Source organism: Psychrobacter sp. KCTC 72983, assembly GCF_014280455.1.
GTDB classification, from domain to species: domain Bacteria; phylum Pseudomonadota; class Gammaproteobacteria; order Pseudomonadales; family Moraxellaceae; genus Psychrobacter; species Psychrobacter pacificensis.
This window is the reverse complement of record NZ_CP060390.1, coordinates 1,103,766-1,121,908: the sequence shown is the minus strand read 5'-3', so window position 1 is coordinate 1,121,908 and position 18,143 is coordinate 1,103,766. Positions and strand designations below refer to the sequence as shown.

Annotated in this window: 15 protein-coding genes; 8 read left to right on the top strand and 7 right to left on the bottom strand. The window is 45.1% G+C overall.

Features of this window, described 5'->3' with window-relative positions:
• The 3 genes from PSBA01_RS04740 (at position 1) to PSBA01_RS04730 (ending at position 2,397) form a co-directional block, all read left to right on the top strand.
• Complete coding sequence (locus PSBA01_RS04740; protein ID WP_058025641.1) at positions 1-639, top strand: carbonic anhydrase; 639 nt, start codon at positions 1-3, stop codon at positions 637-639.
• Positions 640-793: 154 nt separating this feature from the next.
• A complete protein-coding gene (gloA, locus tag PSBA01_RS04735; RefSeq protein WP_186475201.1) occupies positions 794-1,351 on the top strand; it encodes a lactoylglutathione lyase in 558 nt (185 codons plus the stop codon).
• A gap of 77 nt (positions 1,352-1,428) precedes the next feature.
• Positions 1,429-2,397: a mechanosensitive ion channel family protein gene (locus PSBA01_RS04730; protein ID WP_186475200.1), complete on the top strand. Its 969-nt coding sequence runs from the start codon at positions 1,429-1,431 to the stop codon at positions 2,395-2,397.
• A gap of 272 nt (positions 2,398-2,669) precedes the next feature.
• On the opposite strand, the gene PSBA01_RS04725 is transcribed toward PSBA01_RS04730, so the two are convergent.
• From PSBA01_RS04725 to ribA, 3 genes are all read right to left on the bottom strand, one after another.
• Positions 2,670-3,143: a c-type cytochrome gene (locus tag PSBA01_RS04725; protein WP_186475199.1), complete on the bottom strand. Its 474-nt coding sequence runs from the start codon at positions 3,141-3,143 to the stop codon at positions 2,670-2,672.
• Positions 3,144-3,433: 290 nt separating this feature from the next.
• Positions 3,434-4,432 (bottom strand): oxygen-dependent coproporphyrinogen oxidase, encoded by a 999-nt coding sequence (gene hemF, locus PSBA01_RS04720; protein ID WP_186475198.1) that lies wholly within the window; start codon positions 4,430-4,432, stop codon positions 3,434-3,436.
• Positions 4,433-4,439: 7 nt separating this feature from the next.
• The gene (gene ribA / locus PSBA01_RS04715; RefSeq protein ID WP_071002405.1) at positions 4,440-5,099 is read right to left on the bottom strand and encodes a GTP cyclohydrolase II; all 660 of its coding nucleotides are present in this window, start codon (positions 5,097-5,099) and stop codon (positions 4,440-4,442) included.
• A gap of 525 nt (positions 5,100-5,624) precedes the next feature.
• Between ribA and dxs the strand changes: the two genes are divergently transcribed.
• Both dxs and PSBA01_RS04705 read left to right on the top strand, forming a co-directional pair.
• Positions 5,625-7,682: a 1-deoxy-D-xylulose-5-phosphate synthase gene (gene dxs / locus PSBA01_RS04710; protein WP_186475197.1), complete on the top strand. Its 2,058-nt coding sequence runs from the start codon at positions 5,625-5,627 to the stop codon at positions 7,680-7,682.
• Positions 7,683-8,035: 353 nt separating this feature from the next.
• Positions 8,036-8,863 carry an inositol monophosphatase family protein gene (locus PSBA01_RS04705; protein ID WP_186475196.1) on the top strand — a complete coding sequence of 276 codons (828 nt, stop codon included), beginning with the start codon at positions 8,036-8,038 and terminating at the stop codon, positions 8,861-8,863.
• A gap of 57 nt (positions 8,864-8,920) precedes the next feature.
• Here PSBA01_RS04705 and PSBA01_RS04700 read toward each other — a convergent pair whose 3' ends face one another.
• Together PSBA01_RS04700 and PSBA01_RS04695 are read right to left on the bottom strand one after the other, a co-directional pair.
• On the bottom strand, positions 8,921-10,348 hold the full coding sequence (locus PSBA01_RS04700; protein WP_186475195.1) for a WS/DGAT/MGAT family O-acyltransferase: 1,428 nt from the start codon (positions 10,346-10,348) through the stop codon (positions 8,921-8,923).
• Between the two features lie 120 nt (positions 10,349-10,468).
• Positions 10,469-11,251 carry a thiazole synthase gene (locus PSBA01_RS04695; protein ID WP_200960359.1) on the bottom strand — a complete coding sequence of 261 codons (783 nt, stop codon included), beginning with the start codon at positions 11,249-11,251 and terminating at the stop codon, positions 10,469-10,471.
• A 384-nt stretch (positions 11,252-11,635) separates the two neighbouring features.
• Between PSBA01_RS04695 and gspE the strand changes: the two genes are divergently transcribed.
• The gene (gene gspE / locus PSBA01_RS04690; protein WP_186475193.1) at positions 11,636-13,189 is read left to right on the top strand and encodes a type II secretion system ATPase GspE; all 1,554 of its coding nucleotides are present in this window, start codon (positions 11,636-11,638) and stop codon (positions 13,187-13,189) included.
• A gap of 147 nt (positions 13,190-13,336) precedes the next feature.
• Here gspE and PSBA01_RS04685 read toward each other — a convergent pair whose 3' ends face one another.
• Positions 13,337-13,813, bottom strand: a complete 477-nt coding sequence (locus PSBA01_RS04685) for a RidA family protein (protein WP_228724640.1) — start codon at positions 13,811-13,813, stop codon at positions 13,337-13,339.
• Between the two features lie 87 nt (positions 13,814-13,900).
• Complete coding sequence (locus PSBA01_RS04680; protein ID WP_186475192.1) at positions 13,901-14,629, bottom strand: DUF4442 domain-containing protein; 729 nt, start codon at positions 14,627-14,629, stop codon at positions 13,901-13,903.
• Between the two features lie 309 nt (positions 14,630-14,938).
• Between PSBA01_RS04680 and PSBA01_RS04675 the strand changes: the two genes are divergently transcribed.
• Entirely contained in the window at positions 14,939-16,402 is a 1,464-nt protein-coding gene (locus PSBA01_RS04675; protein ID WP_186475191.1) for an McrB family protein, read from the top strand.
• A 12-nt stretch (positions 16,403-16,414) separates the two neighbouring features.
• Positions 16,415-17,956: an McrC family protein gene (locus tag PSBA01_RS04670; RefSeq protein WP_228724639.1), complete on the top strand. Its 1,542-nt coding sequence runs from the start codon at positions 16,415-16,417 to the stop codon at positions 17,954-17,956.
• The last annotated feature ends 187 nt before the right edge of the window (positions 17,957-18,143 follow it).

Below are 18,143 nucleotides of genomic sequence, written 5' to 3'. Positions count from 1 at the left end.
ATGCCTACTGATATACGTCCAACAACAGGTCAAGAAGCCCTTGAGCTTTTAAAAGAAGGTAATGCCCGTTACGTGGATAGTCTCACCAGTACCGATGAATATATGCAGCGTCGCCCAGAATTGGTCAAGGATCAAAATCCATTGGCCATTATTTTGGGCTGCTCGGATGCACGAGTACCTGTTGAGATTGTCTTTGATCAAGGCTTGGGGGATTTGTTTGTCATACGTGTGGCCGGCAATGTGGTGGCGCCATCACAGATTGGCTCAATCGAATTTGCCGCCGAAGCCTTTGGCACACAGTTGGTGGTAGTCCTTGGACACTCAAAATGCGGCGCGGTCACGGCCTGCGTTGAGACCTTGATCAATCCTGATCAGAACTATTCTCCTAATTTGCAATCGATCGTTGATCGCATTCGCCCAAGTGTCTATAACTTGCATGAGCTGGCGACCGCCAATGGTCAAGACGTCGATGCCGATGAGTTGGTTGATCGTTCTATCCGTGCCAATGTGCGTATGTCAGTGAGTCAGCTCAGACATGGTTCGCGGGCACTAGAGGACTTGACCAATAGTGGTCAACTGCTTGTTGTGGGTGCTGAGTATGACCTAGAGACAGGTAAGGTGAGATTCTTAGACAGCTAATATATATCTAGACATGAACATACTTTGTTCATATTCTTACAAAACCCTATCAATTATTTTGCCATTTTTTATTATGCTGAGAGACAGCAGTGAATCATGACAGTCGTGATTCGCTTATTTATAACACTCTTTTTTGAATAACCTTAGGATAACTATGTCTACTAACGATAATAATGCGACCATCGCACAGCCTGCGAGCAGTATCAGTGCAGATGGCGTCCAGTCAATCTCTACGCAAACGACAGGTTTTACGTTTAACCACACCATGCTACGCGTCAAAGATCCTGCCAAGTCATTGGCGTTTTATACTGGCGTGTTGGGTATGACGTTGCTGGCGGTCAAAAAATTCCCTGATATGGAGTTTGATCTGTACTTCTTGGCAAAGCTAACTGAGAGCGAGCGTGAGAACCTGCCTGCTGGTGATGATTTAGAAATTTTTGCTTTCCGTCAGCGCGGTATTTTGGAACTGACCCATAATTACGGCACAGAGACAAAAGCTGACTTTAGCTATCACGATGGCAACCAAGACCCTCAAGGTTTTGGACACATTTGTTTTAATGTGCCCAATTTGGCAGACGCGGTGGCTTGGTTTGACAAAAACAATGTCGAATTTAAAAAACGTCCAGAAGACGGCAGCATGAAAAACATCGCCTTTATCAAGGATGTTGATGGCTACTGGATTGAAATCGTACAAGCTGATTTGATGTCATAACTGGCAAAACAGTAGTGAGATGTTCATTTATTTATCCCCTTAAACACGCGCTAAGACAGCAATAGGAGCAACCTTTTATGCCCACCCCTGACGTGAGCCGCCTATCGAACACGCTAACCGATGGTGTGACCGTCTATCAACAAGTGGTCTATACCACGCAAGACTTGGCAAGTGGCTTTATCGAGCGCATTCCATATTTTATAGCGGCGCTCATTGTGTTGGGGATTTTTTGGCTGTTGTCGATTATTTTCAAAAAAGTCGTGCATAAAACCTTAGGCGCGCGCGTGCGTCATCAAAACTTGGTGAAAGTGTTTCAGCGCATAGGCGGGGCGCTTATTCTGTTTATTGGCTTTATGATCGCCATGGTTGTTGCTATTCCAGGATTTACACCAGCCAAATTAATCGGCGCGCTGGGTATTGGTTCGGTGGCGATTGGTTTTGCTTTTAAAGATATTTTTCAAAACTTATTATCTGGTATTTTGTTACTAATCTCAGAGCCGTTTCGTATCGGTGATCAAATCGTCTCAGGGGACTACGAAGGAACGGTAGAAGATATCAAAATCCGTGCAACGACCATCAAGACTTATGATGGTAGGCAAGTGGTTATTCCAAACTCAGAGCTATATACCTCGGCATTAACCGTCAATACCGCTTATAAGCAGCGCCGCTTGCAAGTGGCGGTCGGTATTGGTTATGAGGATGATATCGAAACAGCAAAAGCTGAGATTCTACAAGCTTTGGATAAAGTTGAAAGCGTATCGAGAAAAGCGACGCCAAGCGTGATTGCGACAGGGTTTGGCGGCTCTTCTATGGATCTGACAGTACGTTGGTTTATTGATAACGGCACTCAGGCTAATAAAGTCGCTTCTATTCATCAAGTCATCGTAGAAGTCAAAAAAGCGCTGGATGCAGCCGGTATCAATATTCCATTCCCCATACGTACGATAGATCTAAGCGACCCTTCGGTGAAGTCTATTGTTAAGCAGATAAATAAGCAGCAAGATGACAATGATGATGATAATGCCAAAAAAGCAGAGACAGAGTAATTTGCTTAGAGCGTTATTTCAAAGAGCTGTCTTCACGTGATGTTTTTTGAGCAATAAAAAACCGCCATATTCAATGATATGGCGGTTTTTTGTCTTTCTACAAACTATTATAGTGAATTCAGTATAAAAACGATACAGTGGGACTGGGATAAATTTTTCGCAGCATCGAGCAGCGTAGGCACAGCACGTAAGGAAAATTTAGACCAGTTCCACCTTGATATATAATGTATCTGTTTTATTTAGGATTGATTATACTAGGCCAGTACAAAAAGTTAGTCATTCTTTGCTCTAAATTCGGTATGGCACGATTTACAACTTGCACCCACTTCACCAAAGGCAGCCTGGACGTCTTCGACACTAGTAGCCGACTGTGCAGCAGCATTTAGCTCAGCCGTCACTTTTTGAAAGTTGTCCGCTTCAGCACTGAAACCATCAGCATTTGACCATACGGCTTCAGTCGCGTTGCCCATGGCTTCTTGGTTTTCAAAGTGACTCCAAGGGTTTGCCGCATCTTCTGCCAAGAATGATGCCTGCTCTTTGAAAACCGCCGCATCAAAGGTATCAGGGGCTTTGACCATATCACCCATGACGCCCATCGCATCGCCCCAGCTTTTCATGCTGTCTTGGCGCGCTTTGATATCAGGATCGTCGCCTGCACCGCTACACGCTGTCAAACCCAGCGCCGCTGCCATTAAGGTGATGCTAAAAAAAGATTTCAAAGATTTTTTGGTATAAACCTGTGCCATATGACTTACTCCTTTAAACGTGGCTAATAGTAGGCATCGCTATCACGCTTGCCTTACCTCAAATATTATTATAAGAATATTTCTTAAGATTCTTTTGCGCACAGTGGCTGCGAAAGAGTCTCTACTATTGTAGCGTTTATCGGCAGAATGGGAGCAATATAATGTTATATCCTCGTAATCATCGGATGATATAAAACCCCTTTAGCAAATCGTTTGTTAGATATAAAAAAGGCCAACGATAATCGCTGACCTACACTCTCAAACCTAACATTCTTGAGCTTTAAAAAAGCTTAGAGAGCCAACCAATCACGCGGCTTGAGATAATAATCAGTCAACTCAAATTCAGGTGTGCCCTCAGCCGGCTCAAACCGATAATGCCAGCTGGCAAGAGGTGGCATACTGACTAGGATAGACTCGATACGGCCGTTACTTTGTAAGCCAAATAAAGTCCCACGATCGTAGACCAGATTGTACTCTACATAACGGCCACGGCGATAGAGCTGAAACTCACGCTGTGCTTCGGTATAAGGCATATCTTTACGCTGCTCAAAAATCGGCATGATACCGTCAAGGTAACCATTGCCAACGGCCTTCATAAAGTTAAAGCAAGTCTCAAAGTCCCAGCCGCGACTCTCTGTACTGACGTCGTCATAAAACAAACCACCGATACCACGCTGCTCATCGCGGTGACGCAGATGAAAATACTCATCGCACCACTGTTTGAAATCAGCATAAATATGGTCACCGAAAGGCGCGCACAGATCATGACAGACCTGATGCCAGTGTACACAATCGGCGAGTACGGGGTAGAAAGGCGTCAAATCAAAGCCGCCGCCAAACCACCAAATCGGCGCTTCGCCTTCTGCTTCTGCCACGAACAAACGTACGTTGGCGTGGCTGGTTGGAACATTTGGGTTTTTGGGATGTACCACTAAGGACACGCCCATGGCTTGCGCTTTGCGACCAGCGATATTGGGGTGGCGTGCAGTGGCAGAAGCAGGCAAATTGTGGACATGGATATGACTGAACATCACGCCTGCTTTTTCGATGACCGTGCCATCTGTCAATACGCACGAACGACCGCCGCCACCCTCTTTGCGCTCCCAATCGTCAGGGACGAAAGTTGCATTGCCGCCGCCATCGCGTTCTTGTGCCTCTAAGGCGTCGCAGATACGAGCCTGCAGGTCCACCAAAAACGCCCGTACGCGCAGGATGTCTTGATTGGTTGGCGTGGTCTCTGACGCTATGGTTGATAGGTCTGCTTGGTTATCTATATTTGAAATACTCATAAGACATCTATTTATTTAGGTGTATGGCTGTATTAAAATCTTTATCGAGCATGTGCCCCATACGATCGCGTTTGGTTGCTAGATATTCAGCGTTCATATCGTTGACACCGACCAACAATGGCACCCGTTCGACAACGTCAATACCATGCTCCGTCAAATAAGCAACTTTGTTTGGATTGTTAGTGATGAGTCTGACAGCGTTGACACCGATATGGGCAAGCATCGGACCACACATATCATAGATACGCGCATCAGCAGGCAAGCCTAACATGAGATTGGCATCCAGCGTGTCGTGTCCCTGATCTTGGAGGGCATAAGCACGAATCTTGTTGGTCAGACCGATACCGCGACCTTCTTGACGCAAATACAAAATCGCACCGCAACCTGACTCTTGGATGGCTTGCATGGCAGTATTGAGCTGTGGTCCGCAGTCACACTTTAATGAGCTAAACGCATCGCCTGTTAGGCACTCAGAATGAATCCGAACCAGCGGAATTGGTCTTTGCGACGACGTGTCATCTGAGCTAGGTGCTGTCGTTTGATCGACCACAGACAGACCGACGGTCAGCATAACATGCTCTTGGCCTTCGTCGTTTTCAAAGATATGAATATCAAACTCGCCATGACGAGTGGGTAGTTTGGCACTAGTGATAAATTGATATGACATTACTGTCCTGCATAAGCCTATAATCGTGGCGGTGAAAGGGAGGCTATCTCTGTGTTGAAAAAGCGGCGACATCCTAGCCTCAATAAAAAGGCTAAGATGATAGCAGTTTCATAAAGAGCATGTGCTTATTGTATTTATTATAAAAACACACAAAGTTCACAGACGACGCACGATGATTAAAGCGACAATTAAAAAAAAATGCTATTATGCCATACTATTTTGGCGGATACAGTGACAAGTCTTTATCCTTACATTACTATGTCGTCACTAACATCCGATATTGATGCAAAATAATAGGGCATAATAATAGTCCTTTGTATTAAAGCACGTAGTTTTTAGGCACGATCTACTGTGGTAGCGTGTTCATATGATACGTAGCGCAGCTATATACACGTAAAGTTGCATGAATAATTATATGGTCGATTACATCAATAATGATGTAGATATTATTGACGTCTCTCAATTGTAGCTATTGCTATATTGGAGACACGTCTTGTCAGCAGATTGGTAGGTATCGTACGGTTTATGCAGCAGTCACTTCATTCCCCAAAGTCTCAGTCCTCATCTGCATCAGTATCTGATTCTGCCGCCCAGCTATCGAGCTTACAGCAGACTTATACTGTGATTCCTCGCGTGCGTCCGCATACGCCATTGCTTGATGCCATTAACACACCTTCTGATATGAATACGCTTTCAACCACTCAGCTGATTACGCTGGCTGATGAACTGCGTCTTTTTTTGTTGTATTCAGCCGGTCAGAGCGGTGGGCATTTTGGCGCCAATTTGGGTGTGATTGAGCTGACGATTGTATTGCATTATCTACTTGATGCTCCGCAAGATCAGATTGTATGGGATGTGGGTCATCAGGCCTATGCACACAAAGTCCTGACCGGTCGCCGTGAGCAGCTGGCAACGATCAGATCCAAAGATGGTCTGACTGCATTCCCAGAGCGTGCAGAGTCTATCTACGATACATTTGGCGTTGGGCATTCATCAACCTCTATCTCAGCCGGTTTGGGCATGAGCTTGGCGCTGCGCTATCAAGGCCTCGCGCAAACGGTTGCTTGTATCATTGGTGATGGTGCGATGACTGGTGGTATGGCTTTTGAGGCCATGAACGATGCAGTCCAACAAGATGCCGATCTACTAGTCATTTTGAACGATAACGATATGTCGATTTCTTGTTCTATCGGTGGTTTTTCGCGGCATTTAGCGATGCTTTGGGAGTCGGGCTACCAAGTCGATATCTCTGAGTCAGGTGAGCCTGTGCTTTGCCAGCGTCCTGATATGCAAGCATTTGATCGCCGCAAACGTCACAAAGAGATGCGTGATGTACCGCAATTAGAAGATAACTTATTCAAAGCGATTGGCTTTACCTATTTTGGTCCGTTTGATGGACACAATATCCCTGAGCTACTACGTGTGTTGTCAATTGCCAAGCAAGTCAAAGGGCCTGTTTTGGTACATATCTATACCACCAAAGGCAAAGGCTTTGCCCCAGCAGAACTAGATCCGGTCGGCTATCACGCGATTAGTAAGCTACCAGCAGAGATTCATAATGAGTCTCAGAGTAAATCTGCAGAAGTATTAAAGCAAAACACAAAACCTGCGCTAAAATACTCGCAAGTATTTGGTAACTTCTTATGCGATAAAGCGGCCGAAGACGATAAGTTGCTCGCGATCACTCCTGCTATGGAAGAAGGCTCGGGCATGATTGACTTTGCTCGTCATTTTCCAACACGCTTTTTTGATGTGGCTATTGCCGAACAACATGCGGTCACGCTAGCGGCCGGTATGGCAACGCAAGGTGTCAAACCTATTGTAGCGATTTACTCGACGTTCTTACAGCGCGGATACGATCAGCTGATTCATGACGTGGCGCTACAGAATCTCGATGTCATGTTTGCAATTGACCGTGCAGGCCTCGTTGGTGAAGATGGTGCCACGCATGCAGGCGTGTTTGATTTTAGCTTTTTACGTTGTATCCCAAATATAGTGATTGCTGCGCCAAAAGATGAGAATGAATGCTACCATCTGCTCAATACTTGCTATGAACATCAGGGATGTACGGCAGTTCGTTATCCGCGTGGTACCGGTACAGGCGCCGTTATCGAGCAGCCAGCACAGAATTATAAAATCGGTGAAGCCGTTATTGAGTCAGTATTGGGCAGCAATGATGCGCCTTATAAGCTAGCACTATTGGCTTTTGGTACGATGGTTGCGACTGCTCAGCAAGCGGCCGAGAGCTTAACCAGTGATGATACAGCGTTAGAGTGTCAGGTACATGTGGTCAATATGCGCTGGGTAAAACCGTTAGATACAGCTATGCTTGAGAGTTTACTGGCGCAAGGGGTGACGCATATCGCAACCATAGAAGAGCATGTGATTATGGGTGGCGCGGGTAGTGCAGTGAATGAATACTTGCTCAATGAATCGGCTGCTTTTAAACGTCAGCGTCCAGCTGTTGGCAACATCGGTATTCCTGATCGCTTTATCGCGCATGGCTCACAGGCAGAGCAGTGGGCTGATTGTGGTTTGGATGTGACAGGTGTTATTAAGCAGCTTAAGCAACTGTTGTCGTAAATTTTACTTTTTAGATTTGTAGTATTATTTACAAATTATTGTTTTAAAAGCTATTACTGTAAACAGATACTCGCTCTTTAAACAGAGCAAACGCCTGCTAGCCGTAGGTGCCAACTTTTTTACAACTTGCGCAGTTTGTATGACCACCAAAATATTGGCTTGGTCAGCGTGACGGTTTTTTCGTTTTTATCGAACAATTTTAGTATAATGCGGTTGTCGTTTATGAGTTTTTATTTATAGAAGACACGTTTTTAATCGCATAGATGTGGTGTGATGCGGCGGCTGTTTGGCATGTTGTGGGCACAGAGTTGGTTTTATTTTTTATATTCATTCATCAAGCAAATAGGTTATTTATGGAACCCATGGTCGTCATCGCAGCGCGTACTGCTGAAAAAGTTGGTAAAGAGATTTTATATGCGCATCAAAACCGTCACAAAATCGAGTTAGATATCGAGTCTAAAGGACTTGATGGTCTGGTGACGCGCATCGATCGCTTTAGCGAAGAGCTCACGATTGAGACGCTAAAAGCCAGCTATCCGAATCATTCATTTTTGGGTGAAGAGTTTGGTATGCAAGAAGGTCAGGGCGAAGACGCCGACTGGTGCTGGATCATCGATCCGCTAGATGGTACTAAGAACTTCGTTCATGGTGTACCGCAGTTCTGCGTATCTATCGCTGTACAGCACAAAGGCGTGACGCAGCACGGTGTCATTTATGACCCAGTCCGTGACGAGATGTTCTCTGCTAGCCGCGGTAAAGGCGCACGTTTGAACCAACGCCGTATCAACGTCAGCGAACGCAAAACCATCGATGGTGGTTTCTTCACCACAGGTCATCCGCTTGAGCGTAAGCGTAATGGCGAAGTGATCTCTTATGCCAAGCAGCATTTTGGGAGCTTACAAAAGATATCGGAAGCCGGTGGTCAAGTACGCCGTCTGGGATCAGCGGCGCTTGATTTGTGTTATGTTGCTGCTGGACGCTTTGATGGCTATTTTGAAATGTCGATTAAGCCTTGGGACATCGCCGCAGGTGAGCTTATCGTCACTGAAGCACGCGGCGTGGTGGTCGATCACACGGGCGCGCACAACTCTATGACCTCAGGCTCTATCTTTGCTTGTAACGTCAAACTGCTCAAGCCATTGATGCAAACCGTCGTGCCAATCTGGGGCGATGTGATCTAATTATAAAATAAACAGGCATTCACGCTGAGCGAGTCAAATATTAAAAAGCTGGTTCCGTTAAGGAGCCAGCTTTTTTGCTTTTTTAGCGCGTTTGTCTTCGACCGTAATACCTTGAAACGCCAACTCTTGACTGACAGTTTCTAACAACCGTAGCTCTTCTTCTATCAGCATGAGCATGTCTTGGACACGCGGTAATGCTTTACTGCAAGCAGTGATGCCAAACTCAATTCTATCTAAATAACTGGCCAAAGTAATATTCATGGCTTGACCGTTGAATACGATAGAAGCGGGATACAGTGATTGTAAGCGCGCGCCATTCCAATATAGCGGCTTCTCAGAACCAGGAACGTGAGAGATGATAAGGTTGAAGGCTTGTTTTTTGGGAAAGATACCAGTCGCCAAGTTGATACCTTGCCATGCATAGGCGATGACGCTGTAATTAATGACTTGCGCTTGATTCATACGGCGAAAGCGACGTTTGCCATTATTCATACTACGATGGATCAGCTCCAATCTGCGTAATGGGTTGTCCAAATGTGTGCCCAAATTCGCTAGTACAAATGACAGCTGATTGCCCGATATACTATCATCAGTACGCAGTGACATCGGTACAAACGCAATCAGCGGCTTGCTAGGTAGCGCATCCATTGAGATCAAATAACGACGAATAGCGCCAGCACAGACGGCTAATACCACATCGTTTCTACTGATTTTTAATCTTTCGGCAATTTTATTAAAGCGCTGTATGTCATAAGACTGCGCCGAGATACGACGCGATGCGGAAATGCGCCTGTTCAAAATACTCATCGGCGCGTCAAACGTACCGACATAGCCTTCATCACCATAGTTTTTCAGATTGTCTATCAGTTCTGTAAATACCGGTTTGATGGTAGATATCTGCTCTTTCATGATGCGCCTGATAGATCTTTCGGCAGGCAAAATAGCATTCATTTGATTACGGTGACGCGCCATCAGTGACCATACTGGTAGCGAGACAGGTTCGGTAGGGGATTGTGATAAGGATTTTTTTACCAAACGCATGGCAGCGACACCATCAACGAGCGAGTGATGAATCTTAAAATACCAAGCAAAACGTTCAGGCCCACCTTCTACTTCTGGCTCAATTCCTTCTATGACGTGGCATTCCCAGAGAGGCATCGCACGATCCAGCAGTCGCCCATGCTCTCTTGAGACATACATCAACAGCTCACGAATACGCCCAGGACTCGGTAGCGCCACATGATGTAAATGATGCTCTACATCAAAATCTTTGTCTTTTTTCCAAAACACCAAATGCTCTAGCACCTGATTGAACGGAAAGCTCGGCGGTACATCAGATTCTTGCATTTGTTTTACCAGCTGATAAACAAAGTCGCTATCAGCGCCCTCGGGTAATTCAAATAAAAACAATCCGCCAACGTGCATTGGTTGTTTACGCGACTCAAGAAGTAAGAACAACTGGTCGACTGCTGTGAGAAGTCGCATAATAAATCCTTTTATGACGATAATGAATAAAAATGATAACTGACGGCGTGCTGACCCAATCAGATTTCCGTCTTATTATTTTATAATCGGTTTTTTGTTAGGGGTGACCCGAGCAAGCGCTTACTGGAAAAAATAGCCCGTCTGCGGTGAGCTGGCAGTTGCCATCTTACGCATTGGCATACGACCTGCCAAAAATGCGGCGCGGCCTGCCCATACGGCATGTTTCATGGCATGTGCCATCATCACAGGGTTTTGTGCATGGGCAATTGCTGAATTCATCAGAACGCCATCACAGCCAAGCTCCATGGCAATCGCAGCATCAGAGGCAGTACCGACACCTGCATCGACCAACACAGGTACTTTGGCGTTTTCGATGATGAGGCTGAGGGTATGGCGATTAAGCAAACCAAGCCCCGAGCCAATCAAGCTACCAAGTGGCATAATAGCGACGCAGCCCATGCTCTCTAACTCTTGGGCGACGATAGGATCATCTGAGCTATAGACCATGACTTCAAAGCCATCATCGACCAGTACTTGCGCCGCTTTTAAGGTCTCAGTGATATTAGGATAAAGGGTTTTTTCATCGCCCAATACCTCAAGCTTGACCAGATTGTGCCCGTCCAATAACTCGCGCGCAAGTTTGCACGTACGAATGGCAGTTTCGGCATCGAAGCAGCCAGCCGTGTTCGGCAAAATCGTGTATTTGTCAGGGGAGATGACATCGAGCAAGTTTGGCTCGTCGCTGTTTTGTCCGATATTGGTACGGCGAATAGCGACGGTCACGATTTCTGCTGCCGAAGCGGCAATGGCTTCTCCAGTCTCGCTCATGTCTTTATATTTGCCTGTACCGACCAGCAGGCGAGAGGAAAAGGTACGACTACCAACAGTAAAGGTATCTTGCAAAAGTGGTGTCGGGTGAGTAGCAGTGCTAACGGTCTCTGACATAACTAAAAATCCTAATGGAGAGCGGGCAAAGTGGACAGAAAAAATATAACGAGATTTCTAAGTAATATTAAAAAAGTGCAGTAGACAATAATAGCGCACTGTTAGCAAAATAAAAAATCGCATGATAAGTTGGCTATATATACCGTAAAAATAGGCGAGTGGCGATACATAAAAAACGCCGACCACATAAAATAATACGCGTCTAAAACAAAATGTTATTATAACAAACTCATGCAATCTTACTTGCAATCTTTTTGGGCTTGGTCAGTCAAGCTCAGTGTATTTACAGTGCTTTGGTGTGATTGTCTATTTGACACTATCTCTATTTATTAGGTTGTCTTTATGATGCAGTTGCCGTACAGCTTTGCGAAACGCCATCAGATTTTGGCCATACTCGCCATTGATCCTGAGTTGCCGCCAACTTTGGTATTGACGAAAGCCACCCCATTATCCGCAATCAATGAAGCGGTGCGGTTTTTGCAGCAGCAAGGCAGTCGCGGCGTACCAACTTACGAAAGTGTCAGCTCGGATGATTTTGAAAAACGTATGAACGCGGCTTACGCTGGTAATACCGGAGAGTCGCAGCATATCGCTGCTGGGCTTGAGGATCATCCGGATCTTGATAGTTTAGCAGATAGCGTCCCTGAGACTGAAGACTTGATGGATCAGCAAGATGATGCGCCGATTATTCGTCTGATTAATGCGCTGTTGTCAGAAGCCATTCGCCTAAATGCCTCAGATATCCATATAGAAACTTTTGAAAAACGCTTGGTGGTTCGCTTTCGAGTCGATGGCGAGCTTAAAGAAATTATCACGCCAAAACGCCAACTCGCGCCATTATTAGTCTCGCGTATCAAAGTCATGGCCAAGCTGGATATCGCTGAAAAGCGTGTACCGCAAGATGGGCGTATTAGCTTACGACTGGCAGGGCGAGAAGTCGATGTGCGTGTATCGACACTGCCGTCGAGCTTTGGCGAGCGCGTGGTGATGCGTCTACTAGACAAGCAAGCGGGACGTCTTAACATGACGTATTTGGGGCTGTCTGATAATGACTATACCGAGCTGAAGCGCTTGATTCATCGTCCGCATGGCATTATTTTGGTCACAGGGCCGACGGGGTCAGGTAAGACCACCACGCTATATTCGGCATTGACTGATTTGAATGACCAAACGCGCAATATCTTGACCGCCGAAGATCCCATTGAGTTCCAGCTCGACGGTATCGGACAGACACAGGTTAATAATAAGGTGGATATGACCTTTGCCAAAAGTCTGCGTGCGATGTTGCGTCAAGATCCAGATGTGGTGATGGTGGGTGAGATTCGCGATTTAGAGACGGCAGAGATCGCTGTACAGGCGTCTTTGACAGGGCATTTGGTTTTATCAACGCTGCATACCAATACCGCGATTGGCGCGGTCACTCGCTTGCAAGATATGGGTGTTGAGCCATTTTTATTATCGTCGTCACTGATCGGCGTGGTGGCACAGCGCTTGGTGCGTACTTTATGCTCACATTGTCATGGCTGGCAAGCAGCGGACACCGAACAAGCCAAACTTTTTACCGAAATTGGTATTGAGAAAGTATTGGACAGCAATATTGAAAATGTAGCAAATAATGCGATTCGTCTACCCAAGCCAGTTGGCTGCGATAAATGCAATCAGTCAGGGTTTAAAGGACGTACGGCGATATATGAAGTCGTACCAGTTGATGATACGCTGCGCCGTATGATTCATAGTAATACCGCTGAGTATGAGTTAGAAGCGTATGCTCGCCAGCAGACACCATCGATTCGCGCGGATGGTCTACGTAAAGTGATAGAAGGGCGCACGACACTAGAAGAAGTACTGCGAGTGACGAAAGAAAGCGCCCTAACGGATGATACGATACTGGTATAAATGCTTAGCTATAAACGATGAGAAACAGTATTTGGAGAACAGTGTCTAGAGAGCAATGTCTGAAAAGCAGAAAAAGATAACTGAGCGAAATAGCCAGTTATCTGATCTTTTTTTTCGAAATTAACAGGGTAACGTTTTCAACTGCTATTACTTGGCAGCGATGCATTCAATCTCAACGCTCGCTCCTGCGGCCAACTCCGATACGCCAAACGCTGAGCGTGCAGGATAAGGTTTGGACAGTTCTGCCTTATAGACTTTGTTAAAATCATCAAGGTCATCCATATCTGCCAGCATGGCTGTGCATTTGATCAGGTCGGATTTTTGATAACCGTATTTGGATAGCGTGTTCTGGATATTATCTAATGTTTGCTTGGTTTCAGCGTCGATACCGCCTTTGACCAACTTGCCGTCTTTAATACCAATTTGTCCCGACATATATAATGTATTGCCAACACGTACGGCTTCTGAGAAAGGGTAGGGACCGCCATCACCCAAAAAAGTTGGGCTAGATTTAATATTAGCGGCAGAAGCTGTCGCCGGATTGGCGTTAGCACCAACAGCCAAGCCTAATGAGCACATAGCAACCAGTGGTACGATAGATAAATAGGTGCTAAGTTTGGACATCCTTGTTTCCTTATTAAGTTGATTGATCATAAACATGCTAGATGCGCCACAAAATGCAGATAGCAAATGTTATGTCGGTTTAATCGATTATTTGTTATTAATAGTCTCGTCATCTGCAGAGAGTGTGTCGTCTTGCTCCTTATCTACTGTAGTATCCGTATTATTTTCTGAGGCATTTTCATGTGCTTTGCCTTGGCGGCGCGCCTCTAGTTCAGATTTTGGAATCCAAGCCCAAGTCATCTCCACTACAATCGGGTCGCGGTCACTATCAGATTCACGGTCATCAATGACGCAAGGGATAACCATTTCACCTTTTGGCGTATTTAAAATCTGCAAGCGCTGCTCATCAGATAGGCTGGCTACGGCTGCAATTTGACCTTTTTTGATCGGGCGATAAAAATTAACGGAATAAGATTTAATCAGTAGGACACGGTCAGAGGGTAGATTTAAGCCCAAGATAAATCCCGTTGCTGTTTCAGCCAGTAAAGTAATGGCTACCGCATGGATTGAGCCAATGTGGTTCTGTACTGCTTTGACATTGTTTAGACTGACGATGACTTGATTGGGCTCAACCATTTCATAGTACACGCCTGTTGTCCCTACGTAGGGTACAACTTTGCCAAAGGCTTTTGAGAGAATACTTGAGCGTGCACTGACAGGTAGATATTTGGTCACAGACAACAGTTTGGTAAATTGATTACTGATTGGTTTTAGCGTGCTGCTAGGTTTTTCGATGGATGATCTTGTGCTGTCAGAGACTTTGGCTGGTTTTTTATTGGTCAGCTTGACGGGCAGTTTTTTTAATAATCCTGACATACAAATTTCCTTAATGTAGATAAATCGAATGTTGTTTTTGATAGTGGCAAACAGTAAGTGTTAGCAAAGCCATTACAAACACTATGGTACATTAACCGCTGCTTCCCTACTATTATTAGCATGAACTGCTGCGCTTATAAAACAGCAGTCATCTATATTGTGTTGCTAGGATATAGTTTTAAATAATTAAAATGGCTCAATGGTGATGCACGGATCTGCTTAGTAGACAATCTCTTACGAGACCACCGCGCTATAATAGCGTGATGTTGGTACGTCTTATTTCATAAATTTTCAATACTGGATGATGCTATGTCTGATATGTCTACTCACGAGCCGACCAATATTATTTATACTGGCGTCGCGGGTACTGGCAAAACCTATCGATTGCTCCAAATCGCGAAGCAATATACCGATTACCTGCCTGAGACAGATAATGAAGCGCTACTTGGGCAGCTGTTGCAAAGCCTAAGCTGGCGCGAAGTTGTATGCTTGATATTTTTAGATCTTCAGTCAAAAAAGCAAGATTTGGTAAAAGTACCTGAATTGGTTAATCATATTTTCTTTGCTACAAAAGCACTGCAAAACGATCGAGAGAAAAACCTAAGCAATACCGCTTGGTCTGTATTGCAAATGCACAGTCCTACGACGTCAGACACAGTGAGTTATAAAAACCGTGCCAACCAAGCATATTTTGATAAAGATAACAGCGGCGCATGGTATTTACTGCCTGAGAGTATGGTGTTGCTAACAGAGTTGTCACAGCAATTGGCGGAGTTTCAGCAGGCACAGCATGATAACCAGTCCAATCAAAACCAAAACTCTGGTCAGCAGCGTTTTAGTATGGTGAGCTTTCATCAGGCTTACGGTTATGAAGAGTTTGTCGAAGGTATTCGTCCTATTGTAAGTAACTCTCCTCAGGCAAATAGTAGTCACTCGAGTAATACCCAGATGAGCTACGCCGTTCAAGATGGAGCGTTTTTAAAGCTATGTCAGCGTGCCGCGCGTGACCCTCAGCATCGTTACGCGATGTTGATTGATGAGATCAATCGTGCCAATGTGTCACGAGTATTTGGTGAGCTGCTCAGTTTGATCGAGCCAGACAAGCGCGCTGGCAAACCAAATGCGATGACGATTCATTTGGCGTATTCTGGGCGTGCGTTTAGTGTGCCTGCCAATATTGATATCTATGCCACTATGAATACACAAGATCATTCACTTGCGCCCCTTGATATGGCATTACGTCGACGTTTTCGTTTTATTGATTGTCCGCCGCAGCCTGAATTATTACCGATAATTGGTGATATCGCTAGCGCGACTGATCGTGCACAAGCAGACACGGTAGATTTAAGCAAATTGCTAACAGGCTTAAACATGCGTATCACACAGACGCTAGGAGCCGAGGCGCAGTTGGGGCATGCTTTTTTATTTTCAGTCGATGATTTAGCTCAATTGCAAATGGTGTTGGTCGAACAGATCATTCCGCAGTTGGCGCAAGCTGCGGGCGGTCAAGTGGCTATCTTGCAGTATGTTTTTAGAGATGAGCAGCAGCCGTTAAGCACCCAGTTCATCCACGACAGCCAAACAATGATAAATAATGATTTGTATGATCCGACGAGTAAGAACCATGCAACGACGCAACATCAAATGTTTGCAGAACAAGGCGCCTTTCTTGGTCAATCGATGAACGTAGGTGGTTATATGATGAATCCTGACCTTATTGCTAAGACTGGTGAGTTTGGCAAGCCCGCTATCTATCAGCGTTTGTACGAGTAAGGTGGCTGTTTAGTGAGAACTCATAATCAATACTATGCGCAAGGAAACTATATTAATGCAGACAGTTTTTATGCTCGCATGCCTAACAGTAAGGCTCTCGTAGCAAATGTTATCACGGTATTTGAACATCAACGCCTCACAGCGCACGATTTCGCGCATGTCTCTGACTTTCATTGGCTAATGGCGCAAGAATTTGCTGTGTTTACCATCAAGCGTAAACAAGGACAGTGGCAACTCAAGGTTGGGCATCATATAGGAATTATCCTTTTGCCTAGTGGTATGACACTTGAGCTATTGCCAAAACTGAATCAATCCACTCAATATAATAATATTGCTCAGACTCGTCACTGGGTACAAGGCATGTTATCTGACTTAACTCGTCTTGATGCGCGTCAAAGTTGTAAGCTGCCTAGCATGAAAAACCTAGGTCAATTTAGTGATCAGTCAATGCCATTATCTGTAGAGGCGCCGCCTTTGTCCGATTGGTTGGTGACGCAATTTTTACAGCGCTTGGTTCGTTATCAGCCAACCCAGCACTATCAGGCGCAGATCAATAACCAATCATCGCTACAAGGGCGGCTGGTCATCAAAGAGCAGCTACGACACAACAGCATGCAGCCGCATAAGTTTGTCTGTGAGCGTAGTGTGCTGAGCCAAGATATGTTGGCCAATCGCTTGATTAAAAGTTCGTTACTCTACTTGATGCCGCTATTGTCTCAGTCGTCTCAGTCGATGTGCTCAACTCTTTTGCAGCCATGGCGGCCGTTATTTGGGCTAAACCAGCGTGAACGACAGCGGCTAGAGTCAATATATACTCAAGCAAAGCGGCAACTAGATATTCAGCCACTTCAAAAACAAAAACTGCACGCCGCTCAGCAATTAGTAGATTTGGCTTATTGGCTATTACAGCAGTCAAATGCATCGACAGGTTATGGTATTGACCCCACTCGACCAAACCTATTTCAGCCAAGATTGTGTCTATTAATCGATATGAATCAGGCGTTTGAACAGTGGGCGAGTCAGCGTATCGCATCGATGTTTCAGCAAGTGAGTAGCCATTATCGTGCTTTTTATCAAACCCAAAGTGTCTGGCTCAATGATAGCGAGGGTCAAGCATGTGTATCGATACGACCAGATTTGCTGATATATAAAACGGCTGATAATGATAATAACCAAAATCAGAGTGACACCGCGGTTAGTAAAGAGACAGTAAACGGTTGCTATAGCCACGTCATCGATATCAAATGGAAATATCTGCCTCATGCTGGTGCTATTACTGCCAGCGATGCCTATCAGTTGACCAGTTATGCACAGGCCTATCAAGCAGGGCAAGGTTGGATGGTATATCCTGTATTAGGAGACAAGAGACGACCAGTGGCGCTTAAGCAGCAGATTTATCGTGACAATGGCGATAATAAAAGTAACATTAGCAGTGACATTAGCGATGGTACTAAAAGTAACCACTTAAACCATGCGGATTTATGGCTAATACCGTTTGATGTGCTGACAGGTATGGTCAACGGTGATTTATCTACGAATTTGAATGAGAAATAATGATTCCATCAATCATAAGAATCATAATTAACGAAGGTTTTTAAAGAGACTATTTTTATAAGAATGTCTTTTTTGAAAGAATTTAGAGATTATTTAAAATTAATCGAAAATAGGTGTTGACACAATCGCCTTTACCCCTTAATATGTGCACCTCGATAGCGAGGAACATTAACAAGTTAGCGGCATT

Excerpts from the sequence above, each read along its gene's own strand:
- PSBA01_RS04740 (WP_058025641.1), top strand. The coding sequence starts at position 1 with ATGCCTACTGATATACGTCCAACAACAGGTCAAGAAGCCCTTGAGCTT.
- gloA (WP_186475201.1), top strand. The coding sequence starts at position 794 with ATGTCTACTAACGATAATAATGCGACCATCGCACAGCCTGCGAGCAGT.
- PSBA01_RS04730 (WP_186475200.1), top strand. The coding sequence starts at position 1,429 with ATGCCCACCCCTGACGTGAGCCGCCTATCGAACACGCTAACCGATGGT.
- PSBA01_RS04725 (WP_186475199.1), bottom strand. The coding sequence starts at position 3,143 with ATGGCACAGGTTTATACCAAAAAATCTTTGAAATCTTTTTTTAGCATC.
- hemF (WP_186475198.1), bottom strand. The coding sequence starts at position 4,432 with ATGAGTATTTCAAATATAGATAACCAAGCAGACCTATCAACCATAGCG.
- ribA (WP_071002405.1), bottom strand. The coding sequence starts at position 5,099 with ATGTCATATCAATTTATCACTAGTGCCAAACTACCCACTCGTCATGGC.
- dxs (WP_186475197.1), top strand. The coding sequence starts at position 5,625 with ATGCAGCAGTCACTTCATTCCCCAAAGTCTCAGTCCTCATCTGCATCA.
- PSBA01_RS04705 (WP_186475196.1), top strand. The coding sequence starts at position 8,036 with ATGGAACCCATGGTCGTCATCGCAGCGCGTACTGCTGAAAAAGTTGGT.
- PSBA01_RS04700 (WP_186475195.1), bottom strand. The coding sequence starts at position 10,348 with ATGCGACTTCTCACAGCAGTCGACCAGTTGTTCTTACTTCTTGAGTCG.
- gspE (WP_186475193.1), top strand. The coding sequence starts at position 11,636 with ATGATGCAGTTGCCGTACAGCTTTGCGAAACGCCATCAGATTTTGGCC.
- PSBA01_RS04685 (WP_228724640.1), bottom strand. The coding sequence starts at position 13,813 with ATGTCCAAACTTAGCACCTATTTATCTATCGTACCACTGGTTGCTATG.
- PSBA01_RS04680 (WP_186475192.1), bottom strand. The coding sequence starts at position 14,629 with ATGTCAGGATTATTAAAAAAACTGCCCGTCAAGCTGACCAATAAAAAA.
- PSBA01_RS04675 (WP_186475191.1), top strand. The coding sequence starts at position 14,939 with ATGTCTGATATGTCTACTCACGAGCCGACCAATATTATTTATACTGGC.